The sequence below is a fragment of the Salinigranum salinum genome, assembly GCF_009176545.1.
GTDB classification, from domain to species: domain Archaea; phylum Halobacteriota; class Halobacteria; order Halobacteriales; family Haloferacaceae; genus Salinigranum; species Salinigranum salinum.
In genome coordinates this window covers 642,638-666,295 of the sequence record NZ_VTOJ01000002.1, presented here as the reverse complement: position 1 = coordinate 666,295, position 23,658 = coordinate 642,638, and the positions used below count along the sequence as shown (strand labels likewise).

General features: G+C 68.9%; 23 protein-coding genes. 10 read left to right on the top strand and 13 right to left on the bottom strand.

Translation table 11 applies throughout. The features are described from left to right. Positions 1-4 precede the first annotated feature (4 nt). The 4 genes from FZP69_RS14980 to FZP69_RS14965 are packed head-to-tail and all read left to right on the top strand — an operon-like array spanning position 5 to position 2,308. The gene (locus FZP69_RS14980) at positions 5-802 is read left to right on the top strand and encodes a cytochrome b (protein ID WP_103424801.1); all 798 of its coding nucleotides are present in this window, start codon (positions 5-7) and stop codon (positions 800-802) included. Positions 803-809: 7 nt separating this feature from the next. Continuing rightward, positions 810-1,592 (top strand): cytochrome bc complex cytochrome b subunit, encoded by a 783-nt coding sequence (locus tag FZP69_RS14975; protein WP_152042199.1) that lies wholly within the window; start codon positions 810-812, stop codon positions 1,590-1,592. A gap of 52 nt (positions 1,593-1,644) precedes the next feature. Continuing rightward, the gene (locus tag FZP69_RS14970; protein ID WP_152042198.1) at positions 1,645-2,040 is read left to right on the top strand and encodes a DUF7315 family membrane protein; all 396 of its coding nucleotides are present in this window, start codon (positions 1,645-1,647) and stop codon (positions 2,038-2,040) included. Further along, positions 2,033-2,308: a DUF7314 family protein gene (locus FZP69_RS14965; RefSeq protein ID WP_152042197.1), complete on the top strand. Its 276-nt coding sequence runs from the start codon at positions 2,033-2,035 to the stop codon at positions 2,306-2,308. The genes FZP69_RS14970 and FZP69_RS14965 overlap by 8 nt, the downstream gene beginning before the upstream one ends. A 536-nt stretch (positions 2,309-2,844) precedes the next feature. Here the strand turns inward: FZP69_RS14965 and FZP69_RS14960 are convergent. From FZP69_RS14960 to FZP69_RS14950, 3 genes are all read right to left on the bottom strand, one after another. Continuing rightward, positions 2,845-3,291: a DUF7313 family protein gene (locus FZP69_RS14960; RefSeq protein WP_152042196.1), complete on the bottom strand. Its 447-nt coding sequence runs from the start codon at positions 3,289-3,291 to the stop codon at positions 2,845-2,847. Positions 3,292-3,315: 24 nt separating this feature from the next. Next, entirely contained in the window at positions 3,316-4,050 is a 735-nt protein-coding gene (locus tag FZP69_RS14955; RefSeq protein WP_152042195.1) for an NAD(+)/NADH kinase, read from the bottom strand. 115 nt (positions 4,051-4,165) lie between these two features. After that, entirely contained in the window at positions 4,166-5,461 is a 1,296-nt protein-coding gene (locus FZP69_RS14950) for a M28 family peptidase (protein WP_152042194.1), read from the bottom strand. Between the two features lie 304 nt (positions 5,462-5,765). Between FZP69_RS14950 and FZP69_RS14945 the strand changes: the two genes are divergently transcribed. Both FZP69_RS14945 and FZP69_RS14940 read left to right on the top strand, forming a co-directional pair. Further along, positions 5,766-6,929: a thiolase domain-containing protein gene (locus FZP69_RS14945; RefSeq protein ID WP_152042193.1), complete on the top strand. Its 1,164-nt coding sequence runs from the start codon at positions 5,766-5,768 to the stop codon at positions 6,927-6,929. Beyond that, entirely contained in the window at positions 6,926-7,309 is a 384-nt protein-coding gene (locus FZP69_RS14940) for a Zn-ribbon domain-containing OB-fold protein (protein ID WP_152042192.1), read from the top strand. The genes FZP69_RS14945 and FZP69_RS14940 overlap by 4 nt, the downstream gene beginning before the upstream one ends. 485 nt (positions 7,310-7,794) lie before the next feature. Here FZP69_RS14940 and FZP69_RS14935 read toward each other — a convergent pair whose 3' ends face one another. The 5 genes from FZP69_RS14935 to FZP69_RS14915 all read right to left on the bottom strand — a co-directional run bounded on the left by FZP69_RS14935 (position 7,795) and on the right by FZP69_RS14915 (position 13,214). After that, on the bottom strand, positions 7,795-8,742 hold the full coding sequence (locus FZP69_RS14935) for an alpha/beta fold hydrolase (protein ID WP_152042191.1): 948 nt from the start codon (positions 8,740-8,742) through the stop codon (positions 7,795-7,797). Between the two features lie 110 nt (positions 8,743-8,852). Continuing rightward, positions 8,853-9,542 carry a DUF7546 family protein gene (locus FZP69_RS14930; protein ID WP_152042190.1) on the bottom strand — a complete coding sequence of 230 codons (690 nt, stop codon included), beginning with the start codon at positions 9,540-9,542 and terminating at the stop codon, positions 8,853-8,855. Continuing rightward, on the bottom strand, positions 9,539-12,118 hold the full coding sequence (locus tag FZP69_RS14925; protein ID WP_152042189.1) for a heavy metal translocating P-type ATPase: 2,580 nt from the start codon (positions 12,116-12,118) through the stop codon (positions 9,539-9,541). Before FZP69_RS14925 ends, FZP69_RS14930 begins: the two co-directional genes overlap by 4 nt. A gap of 4 nt (positions 12,119-12,122) precedes the next feature. Continuing rightward, entirely contained in the window at positions 12,123-12,860 is a 738-nt protein-coding gene (locus FZP69_RS14920; RefSeq protein ID WP_240137761.1) for a sulfite exporter TauE/SafE family protein, read from the bottom strand. Between the two features lie 156 nt (positions 12,861-13,016). Further along, complete coding sequence (locus tag FZP69_RS14915) at positions 13,017-13,214, bottom strand: hypothetical protein (RefSeq protein WP_152042188.1); 198 nt, start codon at positions 13,212-13,214, stop codon at positions 13,017-13,019. Positions 13,215-13,531: 317 nt separating this feature from the next. On the opposite strand from FZP69_RS14915, the gene FZP69_RS14910 reads away from it, so the two are divergent. The 4 genes from FZP69_RS14910 to FZP69_RS14895 all read left to right on the top strand — a co-directional run bounded on the left by FZP69_RS14910 (position 13,532) and on the right by FZP69_RS14895 (position 17,731). Beyond that, the gene (locus FZP69_RS14910) at positions 13,532-14,722 is read left to right on the top strand and encodes a halocyanin domain-containing protein (protein ID WP_152042187.1); all 1,191 of its coding nucleotides are present in this window, start codon (positions 13,532-13,534) and stop codon (positions 14,720-14,722) included. 1 nt (position 14,723) lies between these two features. Beyond that, positions 14,724-15,311 (top strand): cytochrome c oxidase subunit II, encoded by a 588-nt coding sequence (locus tag FZP69_RS14905; RefSeq protein WP_152042186.1) that lies wholly within the window; start codon positions 14,724-14,726, stop codon positions 15,309-15,311. Next, positions 15,311-17,038 (top strand): b(o/a)3-type cytochrome-c oxidase subunit 1, encoded by a 1,728-nt coding sequence (locus tag FZP69_RS14900; RefSeq protein WP_152042185.1) that lies wholly within the window; start codon positions 15,311-15,313, stop codon positions 17,036-17,038. The genes FZP69_RS14905 and FZP69_RS14900 overlap by 1 nt, the downstream gene beginning before the upstream one ends. Positions 17,039-17,122: 84 nt before the next feature. Beyond that, complete coding sequence (locus FZP69_RS14895) at positions 17,123-17,731, top strand: hypothetical protein (RefSeq protein WP_152042184.1); 609 nt, start codon at positions 17,123-17,125, stop codon at positions 17,729-17,731. A gap of 305 nt (positions 17,732-18,036) precedes the next feature. Here FZP69_RS14895 and meaB read toward each other — a convergent pair whose 3' ends face one another. The 5 genes from meaB to FZP69_RS14870 all read right to left on the bottom strand — a co-directional run bounded on the left by meaB (position 18,037) and on the right by FZP69_RS14870 (position 23,560). Further along, complete coding sequence (meaB, locus tag FZP69_RS14890) at positions 18,037-19,152, bottom strand: methylmalonyl Co-A mutase-associated GTPase MeaB (protein ID WP_152042183.1); 1,116 nt, start codon at positions 19,150-19,152, stop codon at positions 18,037-18,039. Further along, a complete protein-coding gene (locus FZP69_RS14885) occupies positions 19,149-19,565 on the bottom strand; it encodes a cobalamin B12-binding domain-containing protein (RefSeq protein ID WP_152042182.1) in 417 nt (138 codons plus the stop codon). Before FZP69_RS14885 ends, meaB begins: the two co-directional genes overlap by 4 nt. A 263-nt stretch (positions 19,566-19,828) precedes the next feature. Beyond that, on the bottom strand, positions 19,829-20,665 hold the full coding sequence (locus FZP69_RS14880) for a DUF4013 domain-containing protein (RefSeq protein WP_152043398.1): 837 nt from the start codon (positions 20,663-20,665) through the stop codon (positions 19,829-19,831). Beyond that, a complete protein-coding gene (locus FZP69_RS14875) occupies positions 20,666-21,520 on the bottom strand; it encodes a zinc ribbon domain-containing protein (RefSeq protein WP_152042181.1) in 855 nt (284 codons plus the stop codon). Positions 21,521-21,697: 177 nt separating this feature from the next. Next, positions 21,698-23,560, bottom strand: a complete 1,863-nt coding sequence (locus FZP69_RS14870; RefSeq protein WP_152042180.1) for a S9 family peptidase — start codon at positions 23,558-23,560, stop codon at positions 21,698-21,700. Positions 23,561-23,658: the final 98 nt, after the last annotated feature.

Below are 23,658 nucleotides of genomic sequence, written 5' to 3'. Positions count from 1 at the left end.
AGCAATGAGTTTAGAGAAGAAAGACGAGTACGACCACAAGGCCTGGTTGAAGTCCAAGGAGGACCTCACGAAGGTCGAGCAGTTCTTCCTGCTCGGTCTGATCTACGTCGACAAGCGGCTGCGGATCGTCGACTACCTGGAGCTGATGGAGACGCTGTACTACCGGGTCAACCTCCAGATGCCGAAGAGCCACACCGAACAGTACAACCTCGACAACAAGTTCTGGTACTGGTATCCCCTCTACACGCTGGGGCTGTTCTCGACGCTCGCGTACGTCGTCGCGGCCATCTCCGGTGCGCTCCTGGGCTTCTACTACAGCCCGGCGACCACCGGCGATCCCTCGACCGCGTACAACAGCATCGCGTTCATCATGCGTGACCTGCAGTTCGGGTTCATGCTCCGCTCCATCCACCGGTGGTCCGCGCAGGTGATGGTCGCGGCCGTCTTCTTGCACATGCTCCGCGTCTACTTCACCGGGGCGTACAAGGAGCCGCGCGAGCTCAACTGGATCCTCGGCATCGTCCTGATCAGCCTGACGATGGTGTTCGGCTACACCGGCTACCTGCTGCCGTGGGACCAGCTGGCGTTCTGGGCCGGCCAGATCGGCGTCGAGATGTCGCTGTCGATCCCCCTGGCAGGCGAGTGGGTCGCCCAGCTGCTGTTCGGCGGCTTCACGCTGAGCCAGGCCACCCTCCAGCGAATGTACATCCTCCACGTGTTCCTGTTACCCTTCGTGGTGACGACGCTCATCGCGATCCACATCGGGATCGTCTGGGTGCAGGGCATCGCGGAGCCACACTGATCAAATCATGAGTCAAGACGACGACACCACCGACGAAGGCGAACAGGAAGCGGTGACCGACGGCTCCGGCAGCCTCGCCGTCCCGCCGGACGACGAGACGCCCTCGTGGAGCGAACGCAAGGCGCGAAAGACGGGGCTCTCCCGGCTCACGTACGAGTACTTCGAGCGCGCCCGACGCGAGGATCAGGACCTCCGTCAGGAGTCGACGTACGTCGAGCGCGACGTGCTCGCGTTCCCGACGTGGCCCCACGAGGTGATCCGCAACCTCTCGATCACTTCGTTCTTCGTCGGGATGATCCTGTTCCTCTCGGCGACGATGCCGCCGCACATCGGCCCGCCCGCGAACCCCTCGTCGACTCCCGCGGTGATCCTCCCCGACTGGTATCTCTACTGGTCGTTCGGTCTGCTCAAGCTCAACCCACTGAACCCCGAGCTCGCCATCCTCGGCGGGCAGAAGATCATGGCCGACCGCACGTACGGCGTGCTGGCCAACCTCGTCGTCGTCGGCTTCGTCGCCATCGTCCCCTTCCTCAACAAGGGGTCGGCGCGCCGGCCGGTCGAGCAGCCGTTCTGGGCCGCTGTCGGCGTGCTCGGCATCGTCTTCGCCTTCACCATCTCACTGCTGTCGGTGAAGAACCTGATGCCGATGAACGTCGACCTGCTGTTCGACCTGACGTTCCTCCTGCCGATCGTGGCGGGGATCGTCACCTACGCGGTGCTGAAGACGATGCGCGAGGGGTACATGTACGACCTCAACCGCCGCTACTACCGGCTCCGACCACCCAAATAGCGATCCCGATCGGGACGATCGTCACCGTCGCACGTCCCCGTTCTTCCTCCCCATGACTTCAGATACGGACACCACGAACTCGACAGGCGAGCGACCCGCGACCGCGACCACGAGCCGACGCGGCCGACGCGACGTCGAGGTGCCGATGCGACTGTACAAGACCATCACCGTCTTCTCGACGCTCATCGCGGTCGTAACTGTCGTCGCCGGCTTCTTCCTCCTCGACGCCGCGACCCTCCAAGTGAGCTTCCTCCGGGCGCTCATCGCGGGAGCGCTCGGCGCGATCGGTCTCTCGGTTCCGACGGGCGTGTTGAGTACCGTCTTGGCCGTGGTCGGTCTCCTCGTCATCGGCTTCGGTGCCGGCATCTACACGCTCGCGACCCGCTTCCGCGCGGAGGGGATGGGAAAGTCTCAAGAGGACGCCGACGAAGACTCTGACAATGGCTGACGAATTCATCAAGGGGCTCGGCATCTTCACCGGTGGCGGGCTCGCGTGGATGGTCCTCGCGAGCTGGTACCGGACCACCGGGTTCGAGAGCACCGACCAGCTCGTCGCACCGGTGACGGCCTCCGGGGACGACCTGTTCAACGCGCTCGGCGTCGCGCTGATGGACGTCATGTTCTGGTTCACGCTCATCGGCGCGCTCACGTTCTGGGTGCTCATTCCCGGTGTCCGCGAGGCCCGCAAGGCGTACGAGAACCGTCGTACCCAGTAGACTCCTCCCCGCTCTCCTTCGCTCTCCGCGTTTTCACCGCCGATCGGGAGCCGCCGCCGTCGTGCGTCCGTCGACCGCTAGCGACGCCGCCGAGCGTCGGTCACCAGCCGGCACGCTCGTCCGCTCGTCGTCGACCGCGACCGTCTCGCCCGTCGATCGGCTGGTTCGCAGTCGGCTACCCGATCTGCCGCGCTCGGGGGATTCGTCCACGCCGGCTGTTCCATCGCCGTGCTGTCCACGCCGTCACGGGCCTGGTCCTCATCTGACGGTGCCGTCACGGATGACCTGTTCGCCCCGACACGGCGCGGGTCTATCGGGACCACGCGGCGCTGTGTCCGTGTCGCGTGCGGTCGCGTGGAGGCTGCGAGGTACCGCGAGCGAGGGAGCGTCGAGACGCACCACGAGCAGGGGAGCGTCGGGACGCACCACGGAAGCGTCGAGAAGACGGAGAGGACCGGGGAAACGATCCGGGGTCGATCGGGGGAACGACCAGGTGGGTACGATCCGGGGGCGATCGGGCGGCCGGACGGCGTCGATCAGACGATGGCCGACCAGACGGGTTCGACGATGAAGAAGAGGCTCTGGAAACTCGCGTAGAGGAGCGCCACGATCGACGCCGTGACCGCCGCCTTCGGTCGCTCCATCGTCATCTCGTTGCGGGCTTCGACTCTGCGAGCCTCGAACTCGAAGAAGTCCGCGATGAACACCCCGAGCACGAGGACGGCCATCACCATTCCGCCGTGCGGTGCGACGATGAGGAAGGCGAACGACGCGAGGACGAGGAGCACGGTCGTGACGGTGTGTGGGGTGTACCGCGTGATGGCCTCGTCGTCCTCACCCTCCTCGGCCTGTCTGACGTGTGTGCGATGCGCGAGGAGACGCGTCACCATGTTGGCCACCACGAGCACGAGCACGACGAACGGGATCAGGGACTCCGCCGCGACCAACGGGTCGAGCGGGACGAGGAACTGTAACGGTTGCATACCCGACGTTCGGGCAGGTACTCATTAGAGTTTTTCCAATCTGTGCGCGCCGTCGGTGGGGGCGAGCGGGCGTATCAGGTCGATCGTCCCCGCCATCTCGAGCAGGACCGCGTCGTCGACGCCGATCTCCCGGTAGGTGGTCCCGTCGACGACGAGCGACACGGGCGCTTCGTCCCGTTCGACGCCGAGCGTCACCGGGGCGTCGGTCACCCACGTGCACGGCCCCGTCGTGTACGGCGAGATGGGTACGACCGCGAGTCCGTCGCCGTCCGTGAGCACCGGTCCGCCGGCGGCGTGGGCGTAGCCGGCGCTTCCGAGCGGTGTGGCGACGACGACGCCGTCCGCGCGGAACGACGCGAGGGGTCCCATCGGGTCGGCGACGGTGTACTCGGAGATGTGGGCCGCCTCGCTCGTCACGAGCGCGACGTCGAGCACGGCCGGTGTGCGGTCCCCGTCGACCGTCACGGAGAGACGCGGCGCGGCGACGGTCCGGGCCGAGAGGACCGCCGGATCGCCCGCGAGCGTCCGGAGCAGGTCCGCGACGTCGTCTCCCGAGACCCCGTGCCGCCCGACGTCGGCGTCGACGAGGATGGCGGGGATCGGAGCGGGGTCGGTCACGAGCGAACAGACGGCGTCGTCGCCGACGGCGAGCAGGAGGTCGGCCGCCGACTCGCGCGCCGCGTGGGAGACGTCGGCCGGGAGGCGTGCCACCGGGTCGGTGCACACGTCGTCGCCCCGGTGTGCGACGGTCAGCGACATCTCGTCCCCTTCACGCGCGTCACTACGATCACGGCCGGTCTTCGCTCGCCCCAGTAAAAGTCCTCGGGGTTCCGGGGAGAGAGTGGTTCCGTCCGCCCGACGCGACCGCTCACGCTCAGAACGGCCAGTCGTCGGTCAGTTTCATCCCCTCGGCCTCGCCCTGTGCGTCGAGCGCGGCGGCGATCTCCTCGGTGGGCACGGGCGCGAGGTCGGCGTCGTCGCGGGCGAGTTCGACCACGACGTCGGCGAGCAGGATCGCCTGTTCCCGGAACGTCCGGGGTTCGAGTTTGTCGAGCGTGTCGGCCGCGGTGTGGCCCCATCCCCGCCCCCGGTCGCCCGTCTCCGCGGAGACCATACAGCCGGGGAGCCCGCGTGCGACGAACGGCCAGTGGTCGGAGTGGGGGAGGTGTTCGGGGACGACGGAGACGGGGTGGTCGAACCGGTCGGCCACGGTCTCGAACGCCGCGCCGAGCCCGTCGAAGCCGCCGACGTGTGCCTTGAGGGTCCGCCCACCGCAGACGCCGTCGAGGTTACAGACGGCGCGGACGTCGTCGACCTCGGCCGCCGCGTGGGTCGAGCCGACGAGACCGACCTCCTCCGCGCCGAAGCAGGCGAGGTGAACCCTCGTCTCGAGTTCCTCGGCACGTCCGGCGAGCACGCGGGCGAGTTCGACCACCATCGCCGTCCCGGCACCGTTGTCCAGCGCCCCCTCCGCGATGTCGTGGGCGTCGACGTGGCTCGTGAGGTAGATCGCCTCCTCGGTTGCGGGACCGACGTCGGCGTGGACGTTCCCGCTGTCGGCGTCGGGCGTCTCGCAGTCGACGCCGACGGTCACCGTCTCGCCGACGAACCGACGTGCGAGCTGGGTTCCGACCTCCTTCGAGACGCCCACCGCCGGGATCGCGCCGATCGGCGACGCCTCGGTCCCGACGCTCCCCGTCGGCGGGAGCTGGCCGGGCACGTGGTTGCGGAAGACGAACCCCGCCGCCCCTGCCTCGACGGCGCGGTAGTACTTCTCGCGGCGGTGGATGAACCGATCGACGTGGTCCGGCACCGTCGAGGAGACGAGGACGACCGTCCCCGAGAGGTCGCGGTCGAAGTCGGCCGGGAGGCCGTCGCCGAGGTCGACGAGCGGCCCCGTGACTTCGTCTGCGGGGCTCCGGGGGAGCGCGATCGAGGGGAGCGTCCGTCCGCCGGCCTCGACGCCGCTTTCGCCGCGAACCCACCCCTGGATGGGGAACGTGTCGACGCCCGCGTCGCGGGCACCGGCGTCGTCGAGCGCGTCCCGTGTCGCCTCGATCGCCCGTCGTTCGCCGTCCGATCCCGCCATGCGGTCGCCGACGTCGACCAGCCGCTCGAGGTGTCTCCAGCCGACGTCGCTCGTGAACGTGTCGCCGATCCACTCGGTCATATCCGCCCCTCGCCGGGCGTCGCGGAAACCGTTTCGGTCCCCCCGACTCCCTCCGCGTTCTCCGATCCCGACCACGTTCGTGTCATCCGCGTCACGGGTCGAATTAAATCCCCACTGAGCGGGGTTCGATGGCGGAGAGCCCCCCCGAGCGCCGGGCGTCGAATCGGGGTCGAAACTTCGATTTTCGATGCATCGCCCAAAACCATTTTTATCCAATTCCTGTCTCGAGATGGTGTTGAACGCCGAGAACCACCACGAAATACCATCGACAGGGTTTTATTCACAACAACCAGTACGTTAGACCATGACAACGGTTCGCATCGCTGGGGCAGGGCTGACGCGGTTCGGGAGTTCTCCCGATCGGACGGGGCGGGATCTGTTCGCCGAGGCCGCGCTGAGCGCCCGCGAGCAGGCGGGCATCCCACGCGACGACGTCGACGAGATCACGTACGGGAACTTCATGGGCGAGCTCGCCGAGCGACAGGGCCACCAGGGGCCGATCATGGCGGAGGCAGCCGGGCTGGACTGTCCCGCCACGCGGTACGAGGAGGCCTGTGCGTCGGCTGGCGTGGCCGTGCGCGCCGCAGTGACGGCGATCCGTTCGGGCCGGGCCGACGTGGTTCTCGCCGGCGGGATGGAACGGATGACGAACCAAGAGACCGAGGACACGACGGAGTTCCTCGCCATCGCCGCGGACGAACTGTACGAGGTCCGCGCCGGGATGACGTTCCCCGGCGCGTACGCGCTGATGCAGCGCGCCTACCTCGAGGAGTTCGGGGGTGAGCGCGAGGACTTCGCGCACATCGCGGTCAAGAACCACGACCACGCGCTCCCGAACGAGTACGCACAGTACCGGAGCGCTATCTCCGTCGACGACCACCTCGACGCCCCGATGATCTCCGATCCCGTCGGGCTGTACGACTCCTGTCCGATCACCGACGGGGCGGCGGCGGTCGTCCTCTGCAGCGACGCCTACGCCGACGAACACGGCATCGACGCCCCGATCGCCATCACGGGTACGGGCCAGGGCGGCGACAAGATGGCGCTCCACGACCGGGCGTACCTCAACCGGACGCCCGCCGCCGACCGCGCCGCCGAGGAGGCGTACGCCGACGCGGGCATCACGCCCGACGACGTCGCCGTCGCCGAGGTTCACGACTGCTTCACGATCGCCGAGGTGCTGGCGCTCGAGTCGCTCGGCTTCTACGAACCGGGCGAGGCCGTCTCCGCCGCCCGCGACGGGGAGACGACGAAGGACGGCTCCCTCCCCGTCAACCTCTCCGGCGGCCTGAAGGCGAAGGGCCACCCCGTCGGGGCGACGGGCGCATCGCAGGTCGCGGAGCTGTTCCGCCTGCTCTCGGGTGACCACCCCAACAGCGACTACGTCGACGGCACGGTCGGCGTGACCCACAATGCCGGTGGCACGGTCGCGAGCGCCGTCGTCCACGTGCTGGAGGTGGTGGCGTGAGAGCCAAGCCCCGCGACGCTGGCTACGACGACCTCCTCGACGCCGTGGAGGAGGGCGAGGGGTACTACCTCGCCTGCGAGAACGGGCACGGGTCGCTCCCGCCGCGGCGGGTCTGCCCCCACTGCGGCTCGGCCGACCTGTCCCGGGAGTCGCTGCCCGAGATGGGGACGGTCGAGACGTACACCACGACGCAGATCGCGGCCCCGTCGTTCGCGGCGAAGACGCCGTACACGACCGCCATCGCCGACTTCGGTCCCGTCCGCATGACGGCTATCGTCCGCGCCGATCCCGACGAGGTCTCGGTCGGGATGACCGTCGGTCTCGCCGTCGGGCGCAACACCATGACGGGCAACCGGATGCTGACGTTCCACCCGCGGTAAGCTCCCTCTCCCCCCGACGCCGCAGCCGGGACCGGTCGGTCTCGAAACCGCCGTGAGTTCAGTCGAGACGCCCTCTCGTCCGACGGTTCGGTTTCGGAACCGTCGAATTCGTTCGGCGGGGGAGTCGTCCGTCACGTCAGTCTCGGCGTCCCGGCGGGTCGGTGCGGTAATACCGACGTGGTGGTCCGGGTGCGCGGCGAGACGTTCCTTCCTCCCCAGCCGTGTCTTTGCGAAGGAACCGGGCGACAGCTCGGCGGACTCGACTGGTCGTAGCTCGCGGCCCGGAGACCGCGACAGCAGACGTCGGTGGCTTCGAGCCAGGGGGACCTGCGTCCTCTCGCCCCTTGCGCGTCCGTGTTACCCGTGACCACGCTGTCGGCGCTGCAGCCACGAACGAGCGACCGGACCCGACCGCTGTCAGATCGTTTCGGACCATCCGGGGATGAGGGCCCCCGGGTGAATCGTGAGCCAGACTGTCCGACGACTCAGACGGGAACCGTGAACGACTCCCGGACGACGTCCAGAAACGCACCCGGATGTTCGACGTGCGGCAGGAGTTTCGCGTCGTCGATCACGACCAGCCGTGCGTCGGCCTCCTCTGCGAGGTCGCGTCCCGCCGAGAGGGGCGTGATGTCGGCCTCGCGGCCCCAGACGAACGTGACCGGGACGTCCGCATCACGGAGCGCCGCCCCGAGGTCGACGTCGGAGTTGAGGAAGCCGCTGACGAACGACGCCGGTGCGAACCGCGCGTTCGGCTGGTGGGCCGTCTGCCACTCGTACGCCATCCACTCGTCGGAGACCGAGGCCATGTCGTAGTAGCCGTGGTCGGCGTTGAAGTAGCGGATCGACGGCTTCGACGCGAGCAGGTTGAACAGCGCCGTGCCGACGACGGGTGCCCGGAGGAGCTCCCGCGCCCACGTCACCCGATCGGGGCCGCCCCGGGCCGTGGGACAGACGGCGACGAGCGACGACACGGACACGTCACCGTACGGGTCCGCGAGCGCGCGGGCGACGTACGCGGTCGTGAGCGACGAGACCACTACGGCGGGCGCGTCGTACTCCGAGAGGAAGTCGGCGACGAAGTCCTCGTACAGCGCCGCCGAGTACTGCAGGGGCGGGCGGTCCGAGCGGCCGAAGCCGGGGAGGTCGGGCGCGACGACGTGGTAGTCGCGCGCGAGGTCGTCGAAGACGGCTCTGAACTCCCCCGAGGAGCCGGCGGCGTTGATGCCGTGCATGAGGACGACCGTCGGTGCGTCCGGTTCGCCGGCTTCCGTGTACGCGACGTCCATCCCGCGCCAGCGGTAGGTGCGCTCCGTCCCGGAGAGTGGCTGTTCGAGCGGCTCGGCACGGCCGGCGAGTGCGGTGTTGACCGCGGCGAGCCCGCCGACGGCGGCGAGCCCGACGCCAGCGGCCTTCGCGAGTCGTCGGATCATACCCGAGTCGAAGAGCGCGACCGACTTGACCCACACGGCCGCGGTGCGCTCTTCTCCTCGCCTCTCTCGATCCGGGCGCGTTCTACCGCATCACGCGCGTGGCCGGTCCGCTACTCGCGACCGCGGACGAATCGACCCACGACCGTCCCGACCCGCGGCCGCCACGCTAACGTCCCGACGGCGACGACGAACGCCAGCGTCGAGAGGTCGTACGACCACGCGGTCGCGCCCGTGAGTCCGACCGTCCCGCCGACGAGACCCGAGACGACGGCGGCGGCGACCGGCAGCGTACACGAGACGCAGGAGAACAGCCCCACGGCACCGCCGAGGAGCCCCGAACCGGCGGCGTCGACGACGAGGCCGTACACCAGGTAGCCGAGCACGACGTAGCCGACGACTTTGAACGGGAAGAGCGCGAGTCGGACCGGCCCGTCGTACAGCAGCGCCGGCCCCCACCCCGGTGGGAGTGCGAGGAGATGGAGCGTTCCCGAGCCGGCCCCGGCCCCGACCGTCCCGTCGAGCCACGTCACGACGACGAGGTAGGTGACCGCGACCGCGACCGCGACGAGTCGTCTGCGCCCCGTCGCCCGGGGCCGTTCGACCGCGAGCACGGCCAGCACGGCGACGTTGATCCACACGAAGGGGTAGAGGACGTACCGTGGGGCGATCACCGTCCACGTCGAGACGGAGAAGTACGCGCCGAGCACGAGGAGTTCGCACGCGACGAGCGCGCCGGCGACGAGGACGAGCCGTCGCACCTCGTCGGAGCGGTCTCCGAGACCGACGCCGAACGCGTTCACGCGGGCGTCCCTCCCGCGGCCGTCCCGTCGTCCGCTCGCCGCGGCTCGTCGTTCCCGCTCGGAGGGTCTCGACGGGACCGATCGCCTCCCGCAGTGCCGAACCGCTCCGCGTCGACCAGCCGCCGCCGCGAGTTAAGCACCACGAGGAGGCTGCTGGTGGCCATGGCGACGGCGGCGAACAGCGGATTCAACAGGCCCAGCGCTGCCAGCGGGATCGCGACGACGTTGTACAGGAACGCCCAGCCGAGGTTCTCGCGGATCCGCCGGCGCGTGGCGCGGGTTACCGCGAACACGGTCTCGACCGTCCGGAGGTCGTCGGTCGTGACGACGGCGTCGGCGGCGTCGACCGCCAGCGGCGTCCCTGACTCAAGCGCGACGCCGAGGTCGGCCGCGGCGAGTGCCGGCGCGTCGTTGCTCCCGTCGCCGACGAAGACGACGCGCTCGTCGCTCCCGCGCAGTCGGTCGACCAGCGCCACTTTGGCTTCGGGCCGCGTGTCGGTGAACACCTCGTCGACGCCGTCGTGCGCGGCGAACCGCTCCGCGGCGGCCGCGCCGTCGCCCGTGACGACGACGACACGGTGCTCGCGGGCGAGCGACTCGACCACCGACGCCCACTCCGGCCGCGGCTCGTCGCCCGCGACGACGAGGCCGCGCGCCCGCCCGTCCCAGCCGACGAGCGCCGGTACCGCGCCCGCGTCGCGCGCCTCGCGCGCCGTCTCCGCGAGGGCGTCCGGGACGGACCACGCGCGGTCGGCGAACAGATCACCGCTGCCCACGAGCGCCCGGCGGTCGCCGACCGTCCCCGAGACGCCGCGACCGGGGTGGACCTCGACGTCCTCGACCGCGAGGCCGCCGTCGGTCGCGGGGGATGTCGAGAGATCGACCTCGGCGCGGTCGTCGAGCGCGCCGCCGGTTTCGGCGTCGTCGCCGGTCGCCCGCGAGACGATCGCGTCGGCAACGGGGTGGTCGGCGAAGCGTTCGAGCGCCGCCGCGACCGCGAGCGTCTCGTCGTCGCCCGAGACCTCGTGGACGACCATCCGGCCCGTCGTCAGCGTCCCGGTCTTGTCGAACGCGACCACGTCGGCGTCGGTCGCCCGCTCGAACGGCTCGCCCGAGCGGACGACGATCCCGTGGTCGAGCGCCTCGCGGACGCCGCTCGCCACGGCCATCGGCGTCGCGAGCCCCAGCGCACAGGGACAGGAGACGACGAGGACGGTCAGCCCGGTCAACAGCGCCGTCGTGGGCGTCGCGCCGAGCACGAGGTGGACGCTGCCGGCGACGACCGCGAGCGCGACGACGAGCGGGACGAACACGCGCGCGATCCGGTCCGCGAGCCGCTGTGCGCCCGAGCGGGTCCTGAGCGCGAACTGGAGTTCGACGAGGCGGTCGATCGTCCGCGTCGCCTCCGCGTCGGCGGCCACGATCAGTCCGCCGTCCCGCAGCTGCGACCCGCTGACGACCCCGTCGCCCACCTCGCGACGGACCGGTCGAGCCTCGCCCGTGACGAGCGACTCGTCGACCGCGCCCGACCCGTCGGCGACCACGCCGTCGACCGGGATGGTCTCACCCGCCCGCACGACCACCTCGTCGCCCTCGGCGATCGCGTCGAGCGGGACCGTCTCGGTTCCGTTCGTGGTTCGCACCCGCGCCTCCGAGACGCGGCGCTCGGAGAACGCCCGGAGGCTCCCGGCGGCGGCCCCGCGGAGTCGTTCCTCGTAGTAGCCGCCGATGGAGACCGCGAGCACGACGACGACCGTGATGTCGAAGTAGAGGTGCGACCGACCCAAAAGCGCGAGGAGCGTCGAGTAGCCGTACGCGGTCGTGGCCGCGACCGCGACGAGCAGGTCCATGTTCGGCTCGCGTGCCCGGAGACTGACGTACGCCCCGCGGAGGATGGGGTACCCCGTGTACACGAGGACGATGGTCGTCATCACCCAGATGTTGGCGACGAGATACGTCCCCGCGGCGGAGGAGACGTCGAACAGGAGGAGCGAGGCGTCGACGCCGAGGTACGTCGGGTAGAGGAAGAGGACGTACCAGAGCATGGTCATCATGCCGAAGAAGCCGCCGACGAGGAGACGCCCCACGTCCTCGGTCTCCCCCTCGTCGTCGCCGGCCTCGCGCGCGCGGTAGCCGAGGCCGTCGACGAGCCCGGCGAGTCGCTCCGCGTCCCACCCGGGGTCGTGGGTGACCTTCAGCAGGCCGGAGGCGTAGCTCGCGTCGGCGTCGTAGATGCCCTCCCGCCGGAGCCGCGACTCGACGAACGCCTCACAGGTCGCACAGTGCATCCCGTCGACGGCGAGGTACGACTCGACGGCGTCGGCGTCTGGCCCTGTCGTCGCGTCCGCGTCGACTCCACCGCGCGACCCATCCGCGTCGTCGCCTACGTCCGTGTCGTCCGTGTCGGCCGCGAGCGTCTCCGCGACCGACTCCGAGTCGACGTCTGCCGCCGCCGCGTCGCCGAGCGTCCGTGCGACGACGAGACAGCCCCGACAGCAGAAGCGGCCGTCGACGTCGTCGGCCGTGACGGGCGGGTCGGGCGTCGGCAGGTCACAGAGCGTGCAGTGGTCGGTCATGGGATCACCCGAGCGGCTGGTAGATGGGGATGTGGACGTGCGGGAGCACGTCGACGCCGAGGAGCATCAGCCCGTGGGCGAGCGGGACGTACCCCAGGAGGAGGAAAGCGACGCCCAGGACGCGATGGAGGGCCGCACGCCGTCCCGACCCCATCGAACCGAGGGAGCCGACGGCGAGTCCCGAGGCGAACAGCGTCGGGAACGTCCCCAGGCCGACCGCGGCGAGCGCGAGCGCGCCGGCCACGGGAGAGCCCCGTGCGAGCGCGTAGAGGTAGACGGGGTAGAGGATCGGACAGGGCAGGAGCGCGTGGACCATCCCGAGGCCGACGATCCGCGGCCCGCCGACCCAGCGGTCGACGTGCGCGGTGAGGAGGCCCGACACCCGGGCGAAGACACCGTCGAGTCCCGGGATCGACGGGCCGTGTCCCGACCCACCGGCGGCGTACGTCGCGCCCGTGACCAGGATGAACGCGCCGGCGGCGACGCCAGCGACGCCGCGAACGGGGCCGGAGACGCTCGCGAAGGCGGCGGCGTCGAAGACGAGCGAGCCGATCCCTCCGAGGAGGAAGCCCGCGAGCGCGTACCCCACGGTCCGGCCGCCGTTGAACAGGGCGTGCTGACGGATCGCGCTCCCCGAGAGCCCCGTCGAGTCCATCCGGTCGGCGTACAGACCGACGAGCGGCCCACACATCCCGAGACAGTGCGCACCGCCGAGGACGCCGACGACGAGGAAGACGGCCAGTTCCGGGACGGCGACGCCGGCGACGTCGAGGGGGCCGACGACGCTGGCGAAACCGGTGACCGTGACGCCCGTGGCGTCGGCGATACCGGTGCTGTCGGAGATGCTGACCCTGTCCGCGAACCCGGGAGACGAGACGACCGGAACCAACACCGCCCGCTACCCCCGTGAGGGTTTGACCTCGGCCTCGGACGGCGAGAACATCAGGTACAGCGCGAGGCCGATGATGAGGACGCTCACGAGCGACAGCGCGACGATGAACGTGTCCCGCAGCAGGATGAACACTGCGACGGGCAACAGCGCGAGCAGCGCGACGACGACGGCCGTCCGCAGGTCCCAGTCCGTCGGTAGACTCATACCCACGAGTTCCCGATACGACCTCTTAAATCGAACCCCGATTGTCGTCGGACGAGAGCCGGCGAGCACCCTGCGACTGAGTGATTCGGTCGACTTGTGTGTTTCGAGATCTGCCGCCACCGACCGAGACGGTGGTCGACGCGGAAGCCGACCGGAAACAGTCTGGTGCTGACAACAGTCGTCTACTTAAATCATTCCCCGGCTCCTCGGGAACGGGGACCGTACGAACACTTTAGAGGGTGGTCTTCGCAAAAGCCCGATATGGAACAGGTTGTCAACGGCACGCCGGCGCTCCCGCGCGGTGGGAGGGTCGGCTGATGAGTGGACGGACCCGCCGCGACGTGCTCCGTGGCGGTGCTGTCGCGGGCGTCGCGACGCTCGGGGCCGGTGCCGGCGCGGGGACCGTCGCAGCGCAGGGTGGCGATTACGACGGCTGGCTCTCGGACGTCGACAACTACGACGGGACGACCGTCGACGCGACCGGCCAGGACGCGATCGAGATCGAGGTGGGTGCGCAGGGTAACGGCGGGACGTTCGCCTTCGAACCACCCGCAGTGAGAGTAAATCCGGGAACGACGGTGACGTTCAACTGGACGTCGAACACCCACAACATCCTCCTCGAAGAACAGCCGTCGGAGTCGGACTGGGAGGGGCACGAGCCGATCGAGAACACGGGGTTCACCCTCGACCACACGTTCGAGGCCGAAGGCGTCTACAAGTACTACTGCGAGCCGCACCTCTCGCTGGGGATGAAAGGCGTCGTCGTCGTCGAGAGCGGCGGTGGTGGTGCCGAGGGCGTCCCCGCCGACTACGGCGACTGGTTCTCCGACGTCGACAACTTCGACGGTTCGACCGAAGACCTGACCGGTCAGGACGCGGTCGAGGTCGAGGTGGGTGCGCAGGGTAACGGCGGCACGTTCGCCTTCGAACCGCCGGCCGTCCGGGTGTCGCCCGGAACGACGGTGACGTTCAACTGGACGTCGAACACCCACAACGTCCTCGTCGAAGAACAGCCCGAGGGTGCGGGGTGGGAAGGGTACGAGCCGATCGAGAACACCGGCTTCTCGTACGAGCACACGTTCGAGACCGAAGGCGTCTACACGTACTACTGCGAGCCGCACCTCTCGCTGGGCATGAAGGGCGCGGTCGTCGTCGGTGCTGCACCCGGCGGCGGTGCCGAGGGAGAGGGCGAGGCGTCCGCAGCCGCGGTCCAGCTGTTGCAGGTCACGTCGGGGATCCTGGGCGTGATCTTCCTCGCCATCGTCGGTGCCATCGCCTACGTGGCGATCAACCGCGAGCGGTACCCGGCACCGGAGCCCGACAGCTTCGATCGCGAACCGACGGCGGAAGCGGCGTTCGACGAACCCGAGGTGGCGATCGAACACGACGACTACGACCCGGTCGGGACGTTCACCCTCATCCTGGGCTACTTCGTGATCCTCGTCCTGATGTGGGTGTTCATGTACTTCGTCGAGTTCCTCGGCAACGGTCCAACGGTGGTGGGATAAGATGGAGATACACAGGTTCGAGAAGCTCTGGGTCGCACTGTCACTGCTACTGATCGTCGGCTTCATCGGCACGGTCACGTACGGTGCGGTCGGCGCGGGCGTGAAGATGGTCGACGACACCGGCGGGACGGTCGACGCGAACGCGCTGAACGACCACCCGCGGTTCGGCGAGCCCGGGACGTATCAGACCGGGGAGAACCAGTACGACGTGTACGTCATCACCCGGCAGTTCCTCTTCGAGCCCGGGACGAACGAGCCCCTCCGGGTGCCCGCCGGGGCGACCGTGACGTTCCACATCACGTCGAGCGACGTGATTCACGGCTTCGAGGTCGCCGGTACCAACATCAACCTGATGGCCGTTCCCGGACAGGTGAGCACGGTCACGGTCCAGTTCGAGGAGACGCGGAGCTACGGGATGATCTGTCACGAGTACTGCGGCGCGGCTCACCACACGATGGAGGGACAGCTGCAGGTCGTGCCGCAGTCGGAGTTCACCAGTTCGGACCTGCAGAACCCCGAGGCGTTCGGAGATAGCGAGGAGCCAGTGAACGAGAACCAGCCCGACGACGGCGAGGAGGAGACCGAATAATGGCGTTCGCGGACGAATACAAGGAGAAGACCGGGGAGACAGTCCCCATCGACAGAGAGGCGTTCGTCGACAAGTTCCCCCACGACGCGTTCATCGTGCGGCTGAACCTCGCGGTGGCGTTCGGCTCGCTCGGTGTCGGGGGGCTGTTCGGGATGATTCAGGCGCTCCATCGCACGGGGATCTACCGTGGGTTCGTCTCCTCGGCCGACTACTACACGCTGTTGACGGGCCACGGCGTCCTGCTGGCGCTGGTGTTCACGACGTTCTTCATCACCGGGATCTTCTCGTGGGCCGTCGTTGCGAGCCTCGACGAGAAACTGAGCGAACGGCTGTCGAAGACGTGGTTCGCGACGATGTTCGTCGGGACGCTCCTCGCGGGGCTCGCCATCCTCGGCGGCCTGACGGGTGGTCCCGTCAGTGCGGACGTCCTGTTCACGTTCTACGCGCCGATGGCGGCCCACCCGATCTTCTACCTCGGAGCGGCGCTGCTCATTGTCGGCTCGTGGATCGCGGGCGTCGACTGGTATCTCGCGTACCGCCGGTGGCGCGCCGAGCACCCCGACGACCGCATCCCACTGCGGACGTTCATGGTGCTGGCGACGATGCTGATGTGGTACATCTCGACGATCGGCGTGGCCGTCGAAGTGCTGGTCTTCCTGCTCCCGTGGTCGCTCGGACTCATCCCCGCCGTCGACCCGCTGTTGACCAGAACGCTGTTCTGGTACTTCGGCCACCCCGTCGTGTACTTCTGGCTGATGCCCGCCTACCTGGTGTGGTACACGCTCCTGCCCAAACTCTCCGGCGGACGGCTCTTCTCCGATCCGCTCGCGCGGGTCGTCTTCGTCCTGTTCGTCATCCTCTCGACGCCGGTCGGCTTCCACCACCAGTACGTCGACCCCGGCATCCCCGAGGGGTTCAAGTTCATCGCCATGACGAACACGATGTTCCTCCTCCTGCCGTCGTTGCTCACCGCGTTCACCGTCGTCGCGTCGATGGAACACGGTGCCCGACAGCGCGGCGGCACCGGACGGCTGGGGTGGCTCCGCGCGCTCCCGTGGGACAACCCCGCCTTCTCGGGCTGTGCGCTCGCCGGGCTGATGTTCGCCGCCGGCGGCTTCTCGGGGATGATCAACGCCGGGATGAACATCAACTACCTCGTCCACAACACGCTGTGGGTGCCCGGCCACTTCCACCTCACCGTGGGAACGGCCGCGGCGCTGACGTTCATGGCGATCACCTACTGGCTCCTCCCGCAAGTGACGGGGAAGAACCTCAAGCTGAAGACGGTCGCCATGGTCCAGCCGTACACGTGGTTCGTCGGCATGACGCTCATGTCGAACGCGATGCACCGCGCGGGTCTCGCGGGCGTCCCCCGGCGGACCGCCGAACCACAGTACGCCAACGTCGAGTTCGAGAACGTCATCGGCGGCATCGCGGAGATGCGCCTCCAGATCGCCATCGGTGGCACGATCCTCTTCATCGCCCTGCTGATGTTCCTCGCCGTCGTCGTGGCGACGTGGTTCGGCGACCGGAGCGCGAAGCTCGAGGTCAACAGCGAACTCCCGCCCGCGCTGTCGGGGCCCCAGAACAGCCCGGTCGTCCTCGATGACCTTCGGATCTGGGCGCTCATCGCTATCGTGCTCGTCGTCATCGCCTACGGACCGCCGCTCTGGAGCATGGTCGCCGACGGACTGTTCGCCCCCGGGAGCCCACCGATCCCGGTCTGACACCGGCGCGGGCACGGAGCCCCGCCTCCGATCGACGCACCGCCTTCACACCGCCTCTGCGCTCCCCAGCTCGTATCCGTATCCGTGTCCGACGAGACGACGACAGACGGCCCGACCGCGGCCACGAGCGACGCCGCCGAGACGGAGTCGGCGGCCGAGGCGCACAGACGCCGGACCATCATCCGTCTCCTCGTCGGACTCGGGATCGGCATCCCCATCCTCGTGGAGCTGGCGACGTTCGTCGGCCTGGTCGAGCAGTCACTCCTCGGTGACGATCGTAACGACGGCGGTGGGGGCGAGAGCGGCGACACCACGACGACCGCCGGCAGCGGTGGAGTCGGCGTCGGCGACGAACTCCTCCCCGACACGCCCCAGCGCGAGACGCTCTCGGTCGCCTCGTTCCGCGCCGCGACCGACCAGTGGGTGCTCACCCTCGCCGCGTCGGTCGAGAACACGGCGTCGGAGCCGTACACGGTCCAGTTCGGTCCCGTGACGACCGAGCGTGGGAGGACCGTCGAGGGAACGGGCCGGGCCGTGACCGTCGCAGCCGGCGACACCGCTCAGATCACGGGTACCTGGCAGCTCCCGCCGGGGGATCGACCCGCGTCGGTCGTCGTCCGCACGGGGGCCGGCGACGCCGTGACGACGGATCACACGGTCGACCTCGGGCGGATCCCGGTCGAGGGGAGCTGAGGCGGCGACGACCCGGTGACGGGCGGGAAACGACAACTCGAGGACGGACGGGGATCGACGATCGACTGCGCTCATCCGACTCACCGCAGTTCGAGCGCCCGTCCGCAGTCGGGGCACTCCTCGTCGACGATGCTCACCTGGGCGTCGCAGTCGGGACAGAACTCCCGGTAGCAGGCGCGATCTCCCATGCCCTCTGTTCGTGCGGCCACAGTCAAAACAGTGGCCGTGGCACCGGTCCGTGGTGACGGTCGGTCGCGTCGACCTCGATCCCGCTCCGGTTCGGGTCCTCACCCGTCGTCGGGCCCTCACTCGTCGGTGTCGCGTCCGTCCTCGTCCCGGCGGTCGCCCACGCAGTCGCGGATCGGCGCGACGATCTCGTCGGCGACCGTGTACGGGTCGGTCTCGCGGTCGAGGATGGCCTCCGCGAGCGCGTCGACGCCGCCGTAGGCGTCGAGTTCGCGCTCGACGAGGGCCGACACGTCCGACCGGACGAGCGTCCGGATCTCCTCGGCGTATCTGGTCCGCGCCTTCGCGCGCAACCGGCCCGTCGTCTCCAGATAGTCGCGGTGGGCCGCGAGCGTCTCGAGGAGGTCGTCGATCCCCTCGCCCGAGGTGGCGACGGTCTCGACGACCTCGGGGGTCCACTCCTCCGTGCCCTGCTCCCCGTTGGTCTCGCCGACCCCGCCGTGACCGTGGTCCGCGTCGCCGGCTCCGGCGGTGCCTCCCGTGCCGTCGAGCGCGTGGTGGCCCGTGTCGAGGGTCGCCGTCGGCTCGCGGCGCAGGTGGATCATCTCCTCGAGGTCGGCCACCGTCCGGGCCGCACCGTCCATGTCGGCCTTGTTGACGACGAAGACGTCGCCGATCTCGAGGATGCCGGCCTTGAGCATCTGGACGTCGTCGCCCGAACCGGGCTGGACGAGGACGACGACCGTGTCGGCGGTGCGGACGACGTCGATCTCGTTCTGCCCGGCGCCGACGGTCTCGACGACGATCCGGTCCTTGCCGAACGCGTCCAGCGCCTTCACCGCGTCCGCCGTGGCGGTCGACAGCCCCCCGAGTCGGCCGCGGGCGGACATCGACCGGACGAACACGTCCATGTCGCCCACGTTCGAGCCCATCCGGATGCGGTCGCCGAGGACCGCGCCGCCGGTGTAGGGCGACGAGGGATCGACGGCGATGACGCCGACGGTGAGTCCCCGATCGCGGTAGCGCTTCGCGAGTTTGTCGACGAGCGTCGACTTGCCAGCCCCAGGGCTACCCGTGACGCCGATCACCTCGGCGTCGCCCGTGTGCGCGTGGAGCGCCGAGACGATCTCGCGGTAGCCGGGCGCGCGGTTCTCGATCTTCGTGATGGTCCGGGCGAGCGCGCGGTGTGACCCACCCAAGAGGTCGTCGACGAGGTCGGCCTCGGCCTGGCTCATCGTTCGGGCGCGTTCTCGCGGACGAAGTCGATCGTCTCCTGCATCGGCGTCCCCGGGCCGAACACCTCGGCGACGCCCATCTCTTTGAGCTTCGCGCGGTCCTCGTCGGGGACGATCCCGCCCACCAGAATCAGCGTGTCCTCGAACGCGCCGTACTCCTTGAGGCCGTCGACGATCTTCGGGACGAGCGTGTTGTGCGCTCCCGAGAGAATAGAGATGCCGAGGACGTCGACGTCCTCCTGGACCGTGGCCTGAACGATCTCGTCGGGCGCCCGGTGGAGCCCGGAGTAGACCACCTCGAACCCGGCGTCCCTGAAGGCACGCGCGATGACGTGTGCGCCGCGGTCGTGGCCGTCGAGGCCCACCTTGGCGATGAGACACCGGATCGTCCGCTGCTCTGCGTCTGCGCTCATATCCCCTGATTCGCGTGGGAGTCGTTTGACTCTAACGGACGATGAGGAAGGTGTTGAGGGTGGAGCGTGAGTCCGTCGGCTTTCAGGCCGTGGTCGTCACGAGCGGAAGTCTGTGTGGGGAGGGAGGTGTCTGAGCGGTCCGTCTCGAGAGGCTGGTCATGCCGGAGATGCGCGGCATCCGAACACAGCGATACGCCTCGCATCGACCTCGACGTGAGCACTCCGGCGAGGCGATCGACGACCGAAACCCCGGACCAGTGGACTCAGCCGGTCGCACTCGTCCCCGTTGCGGACCGGTAGGCGACGCCGAACGCCCGGAACGCGGCCACGTTGGCGGCGAAGGCGACGAACGGACCGACGATCAGCACCGAGAGACCGATCAGCGGGATCAGCCCCAGGATCGACAGCGCGACGAACGCGCCGATCTGAATGAAGAAGCCGACGAGCCACGCCACGAGGTACGACGACGAGGTAGTCGCCTCGACGATCCGCTCGGTCTCGAACCCGTCACCGCGATAGCCGACGACGAACTCCGCTAGCACTGCCGGGTAGAGGTAGACGAACGCGACGAACAGGGGGATCGAGACGAGCGCGGCGACGGCGGTGCCGGCCGTGGCGAGGCTCTCGTTACCGGTCACTCCGCCGACACCGGCGATCAGCACGAACACGACGACGGGGACGAGGTAGAAGACGGCCGACAGCACCGTCCCGACGACGCCGTCGACGCCGAGCCGGCCCCAGTCGTCGAACCGCGGCGGGAAGTCCTCGCCGCCCGCGGTCGTCGCGATGACCCGGACGAGGTAGCCGAAGACGAACAGCGTCGGGAGGAAGAATAGAAACCACAGCGCCGACAGCACGCCGCCGATCAGTACGTTCTTCGCCCCCTCATCGCCACGGATCGGGTATTCGATGGCGTCCCCCAGCATGCTTCCCCCCTGCTCGGGCGGGCGAACCTCCCGTCTCGATCGAGACGAGGCAGGCGCCCGACGGTTTCGCACCCCGCAGTGCGGGCAGATCTCCGCCTCGCGCTTGATCGGCTCGCCGCAACTCGAACAGAAGACCTCGTCGACGCCCTTGGTTCGTCCTTCGCGTTCGCCCATCTATACGGTCACTTCGCCGCGGTTGATCTTCTCGGCCTGGTTGTACGCGTCGTAGGCGATGACGACGTGGACGACCGGGATCAACAGGAAGAAGAACACGCCAATGAGGATGACAGAGAGGAGCGTCCCGAGGACGAAGAGGATCGTGTCGGCGACGATCGCCCCGAAGAACATGGCGATCGCCCGGCCGATCTGGTCGTTGTACGCCTGTCCCGCACCGGGGATGATGAGCGACGCGATGAAGGAGATCGCGGAGTTCTTCTCCTCGCTCGACGATCCACTCTGGCGGACACCACAGTGGGGACAGACCTCGGCTTCGGCCTTGATGGGCTCGCCACAGCTCTGACAGTACACCTCGTCCAGCCCTTTCTCGGGAGCCGCCGACGGGGGCGTGTCCGCCTCGACCGCTCCGCTTTCTTCGATCTCCGACTCCACGACGCCCCCGGGGGACTCGTCTTCGAGCGCGGGAGAGTCGTCGGCCCCGCTCTCGCCGGCCGTGGTGGGATCGGGTTCGTCGGTTGCGTCGGTCGCGTCGGCCTCGTCGGGGTTCTCCCCGTCTTCGATCTCCCCCGTTTCTTCGGCCTCTTCCGTCTCCTCCGATCCGTCCTCCTCGGTGCCCTCCACTTCTTCCGCCTTCTCGGGGCCCTCGTCGGTCGTCCTGGACGCCTCCGGACCATCCCCGCCTTCCGTCTCGGAGGCGTCCGTTTCTCCCTCACCGGGCGTGGCGGACTCGTCGGTCGGGGGGTCCCCGTCGCCAGCGCCCGTGTCGGTCGACCGATCCGTGTCGGCCTTGTCGGCGACTTCGGTCTCCGCGCCCTGTTCGTCGGTGTCTGAAGTGTCGTCTCGCTGGCTCATCGGGCGATTAATGTATTCGTGCTATCATAACAGTGTCGCAACATCAAATAATTCCGTAACGACGATCCGACGGTCGTCCTCGTTCTGCTCGCGACACGCTGACGACATCCCGGTTACGTTCACGTACTACGGGTCGAGTACCTTCTCGGCCGGGCGAGGAGGAAAGGACTCGCCGGCTCAGACGTGCTCGTCGAGGAAGTCGACGATCTCTCGATACGCCTCGATGCGGTTCTCCAGTTTGGTGAAGCCGTGGCCCTCGTCGTCGAAGACCAGTTCACGGACGGGGACGCCCTGGTCGCGCGCCTCCTCGACGATCTGGTGTGCCTCGCTCACGGGGACGCGCGGGTCGTTCGCGCCGTGGAGGACGAACAGGGGTGCCTCGATCCGCTCGATGGTGTTGATCGGGGAGATCTCCTCTAAGAAGGCGCGATCCTCCTCCAGGGAGCCGTACTCGGCCTCTCGCAACTTCCGTCGCCACTCGCCCGTGTTCTCGAGGAACGTGACGAAGTTGGCGATACCGACGATGTCGATCCCGGCGGCCCACAGGTCGGGGTACTCCGTCAGGGAGGCGAGCACCATGAACCCGCCGTAGGAGCCGCCCATGGCGACGATCCGGTCGGGGTCGACCGCGGGGTGGTCGTGGAGCCACTCGACGGCCGCCTCGACGTCCCTCACCGAGTCCATCCGCTTCTCGACGTCGTCGAGGTGGCCGTACGCCTTCCCGTACCCCGACGAGCCGCGGACGTTCGGCTCGAAGACGGCGTAGCCGTGGTTGATGAAGTACTGCTTCGTCGCCGAAAAGGACGGCCGTCGCTGCGACTCGGGACCGCCGTGGATGTCGACGATAACGGGCACTTCGCCCTCGGTGTCGGGCACCGAGAAGTACGCCGGTATCTCTCTGCCGTCGAACGTCGGGTAGTGGACGAGTTCGGGCGCGACGAACGTGTCACGGGGGATGCCCGCGGTCGCCGCTCTGGTCCACCGGGTGGTCTCGCCCGTCTTCGCGTCGACGACGTAGACGTTCGTGTTGTCGGCCGCGGCCGACGCCGAGAGCGCGAACCGGTCGCCGTCGTCGTCGAAGCCCACCCCACCGGCGGTCCCGCGCGGGAGGTCGGGCGTCGGGAGTGGGTCGACGCGACCCGGTGCCGGGAGCTCGCCGACCGTGAGTTCGGTGTAGCCGTCGACGTTCCGCGAGAAGACCAGCCGGCGGGAGTCGTGGTCGACGGCGACGCCGTCGACCTCCCAGTCGCCGTCGGGCGAGTTGCGGTTCTCTGGCGTGTCGGCGTCGTCCTCGACGGTCACCCGCGAGAGCTCCCCCGTCGCGAGGTCGATGCGGGCGAGGTACAGCGTGTCGGCGTCGCCCTCGTCGGTGACGAGATAGACGTTCTCGCCGTCGGGACCCCACGAGGCGCTGGTGTAGCGAACCGTCCCCTCGTGTGGCGTGAGGTGGCGTCGCTCGCCGGTCTCGACCTCGAGCACGGAGACGTCCTGGTCGAAGTTCGAGTACGCCTGCGTCACCAGCAGCCGGGTGTCGTCGGGCGACCAGCCGCCGAGCGTGAGCCAGCCGTCGCCCTCCGTCACGAGCCGCGCGTCGTCGCCACGCTCGTCGCGGCCCTGCACGTAGACGTCGAAGACGGACTCCTCACGCCGGTTCGAGGTGAAGGCGATCCGTTCGCCGTCGTGGCTCCACCCGCCCCAGCGGTGTTTCGCCTCGGGTGTCGCCGTCAGCTCGCGTATCTCGCCGGTCGCGGGCGTGAGCACGAACAGCTGCTGGCGCTCGTCGCCGCCCTCGTCCATGCCGAAGACGAGTTCGGGTCGCTCCGGCGACCACGAGACGAACGTGACCCGCTCGTCGAAGAAGGTGCGCTGGTCCGGCCACGCGCCCGGCGCGTCGAGCGTCCACACCTGCGGGACGCCCGTCGTGTCCATCAGGAAGGCGAGCGTCCCATCGGGGGCGAACGACGCGCCGTAGGCGCTCCGGACGTTGAGGTACCGTTCGATGTCGAATGCGGGCCGTGAGCGGCCGTCGGGGTCGGACATGGTCGTGGCTTCGACCGGCCCGGGTATACCCCTTTCTTCGGCCCGGCATCGTGGTGCTCTGTCGGGGAGACGCAGTGACGCCCCGTTCGGAACGACGC

What these genes read in the sequence shown, in the direction of transcription:
- FZP69_RS14970 (WP_152042198.1), top strand. Translation starts at nt 1,645, where the DNA reads ATGACTTCAGATACGGACACCACGAACTCGACAGGCGAGCGACCCGCG.
- FZP69_RS14915 (WP_152042188.1), bottom strand. Translation starts at nt 13,214, where the DNA reads ATGAGTCTACCGACGGACTGGGACCTGCGGACGGCCGTCGTCGTCGCG.
- FZP69_RS14880 (WP_152043398.1), bottom strand. Translation starts at nt 20,665, where the DNA reads ATGGGCGAACGCGAAGGACGAACCAAGGGCGTCGACGAGGTCTTCTGT.
- FZP69_RS14935 (WP_152042191.1), bottom strand. Translation starts at nt 8,742, where the DNA reads ATGATCCGACGACTCGCGAAGGCCGCTGGCGTCGGGCTCGCCGCCGTC.
- FZP69_RS14905 (WP_152042186.1), top strand. Translation starts at nt 14,724, where the DNA reads ATGGAGATACACAGGTTCGAGAAGCTCTGGGTCGCACTGTCACTGCTA.
- FZP69_RS14950 (WP_152042194.1), bottom strand. Translation starts at nt 5,461, where the DNA reads ATGACCGAGTGGATCGGCGACACGTTCACGAGCGACGTCGGCTGGAGA.
- FZP69_RS14870 (WP_152042180.1), bottom strand. Translation starts at nt 23,560, where the DNA reads ATGTCCGACCCCGACGGCCGCTCACGGCCCGCATTCGACATCGAACGG.
- FZP69_RS14975 (WP_152042199.1), top strand. Translation starts at nt 810, where the DNA reads ATGAGTCAAGACGACGACACCACCGACGAAGGCGAACAGGAAGCGGTG.
- FZP69_RS14980 (WP_103424801.1), top strand. Translation starts at nt 5, where the DNA reads ATGAGTTTAGAGAAGAAAGACGAGTACGACCACAAGGCCTGGTTGAAG.
- meaB (WP_152042183.1), bottom strand. Translation starts at nt 19,152, where the DNA reads ATGAGCCAGGCCGAGGCCGACCTCGTCGACGACCTCTTGGGTGGGTCA.
- FZP69_RS14965 (WP_152042197.1), top strand. Translation starts at nt 2,033, where the DNA reads ATGGCTGACGAATTCATCAAGGGGCTCGGCATCTTCACCGGTGGCGGG.
- FZP69_RS14900 (WP_152042185.1), top strand. Translation starts at nt 15,311, where the DNA reads ATGGCGTTCGCGGACGAATACAAGGAGAAGACCGGGGAGACAGTCCCC.
- FZP69_RS14925 (WP_152042189.1), bottom strand. Translation starts at nt 12,118, where the DNA reads ATGACCGACCACTGCACGCTCTGTGACCTGCCGACGCCCGACCCGCCC.
- FZP69_RS14955 (WP_152042195.1), bottom strand. Translation starts at nt 4,050, where the DNA reads ATGTCGCTGACCGTCGCACACCGGGGCGACGACGTGTGCACCGACCCG.
- FZP69_RS14885 (WP_152042182.1), bottom strand. Translation starts at nt 19,565, where the DNA reads ATGAGCGCAGACGCAGAGCAGCGGACGATCCGGTGTCTCATCGCCAAG.
- FZP69_RS14910 (WP_152042187.1), top strand. Translation starts at nt 13,532, where the DNA reads ATGAGTGGACGGACCCGCCGCGACGTGCTCCGTGGCGGTGCTGTCGCG.
- FZP69_RS14960 (WP_152042196.1), bottom strand. Translation starts at nt 3,291, where the DNA reads ATGCAACCGTTACAGTTCCTCGTCCCGCTCGACCCGTTGGTCGCGGCG.
- FZP69_RS14945 (WP_152042193.1), top strand. Translation starts at nt 5,766, where the DNA reads ATGACAACGGTTCGCATCGCTGGGGCAGGGCTGACGCGGTTCGGGAGT.
- FZP69_RS14875 (WP_152042181.1), bottom strand. Translation starts at nt 21,520, where the DNA reads ATGAGCCAGCGAGACGACACTTCAGACACCGACGAACAGGGCGCGGAG.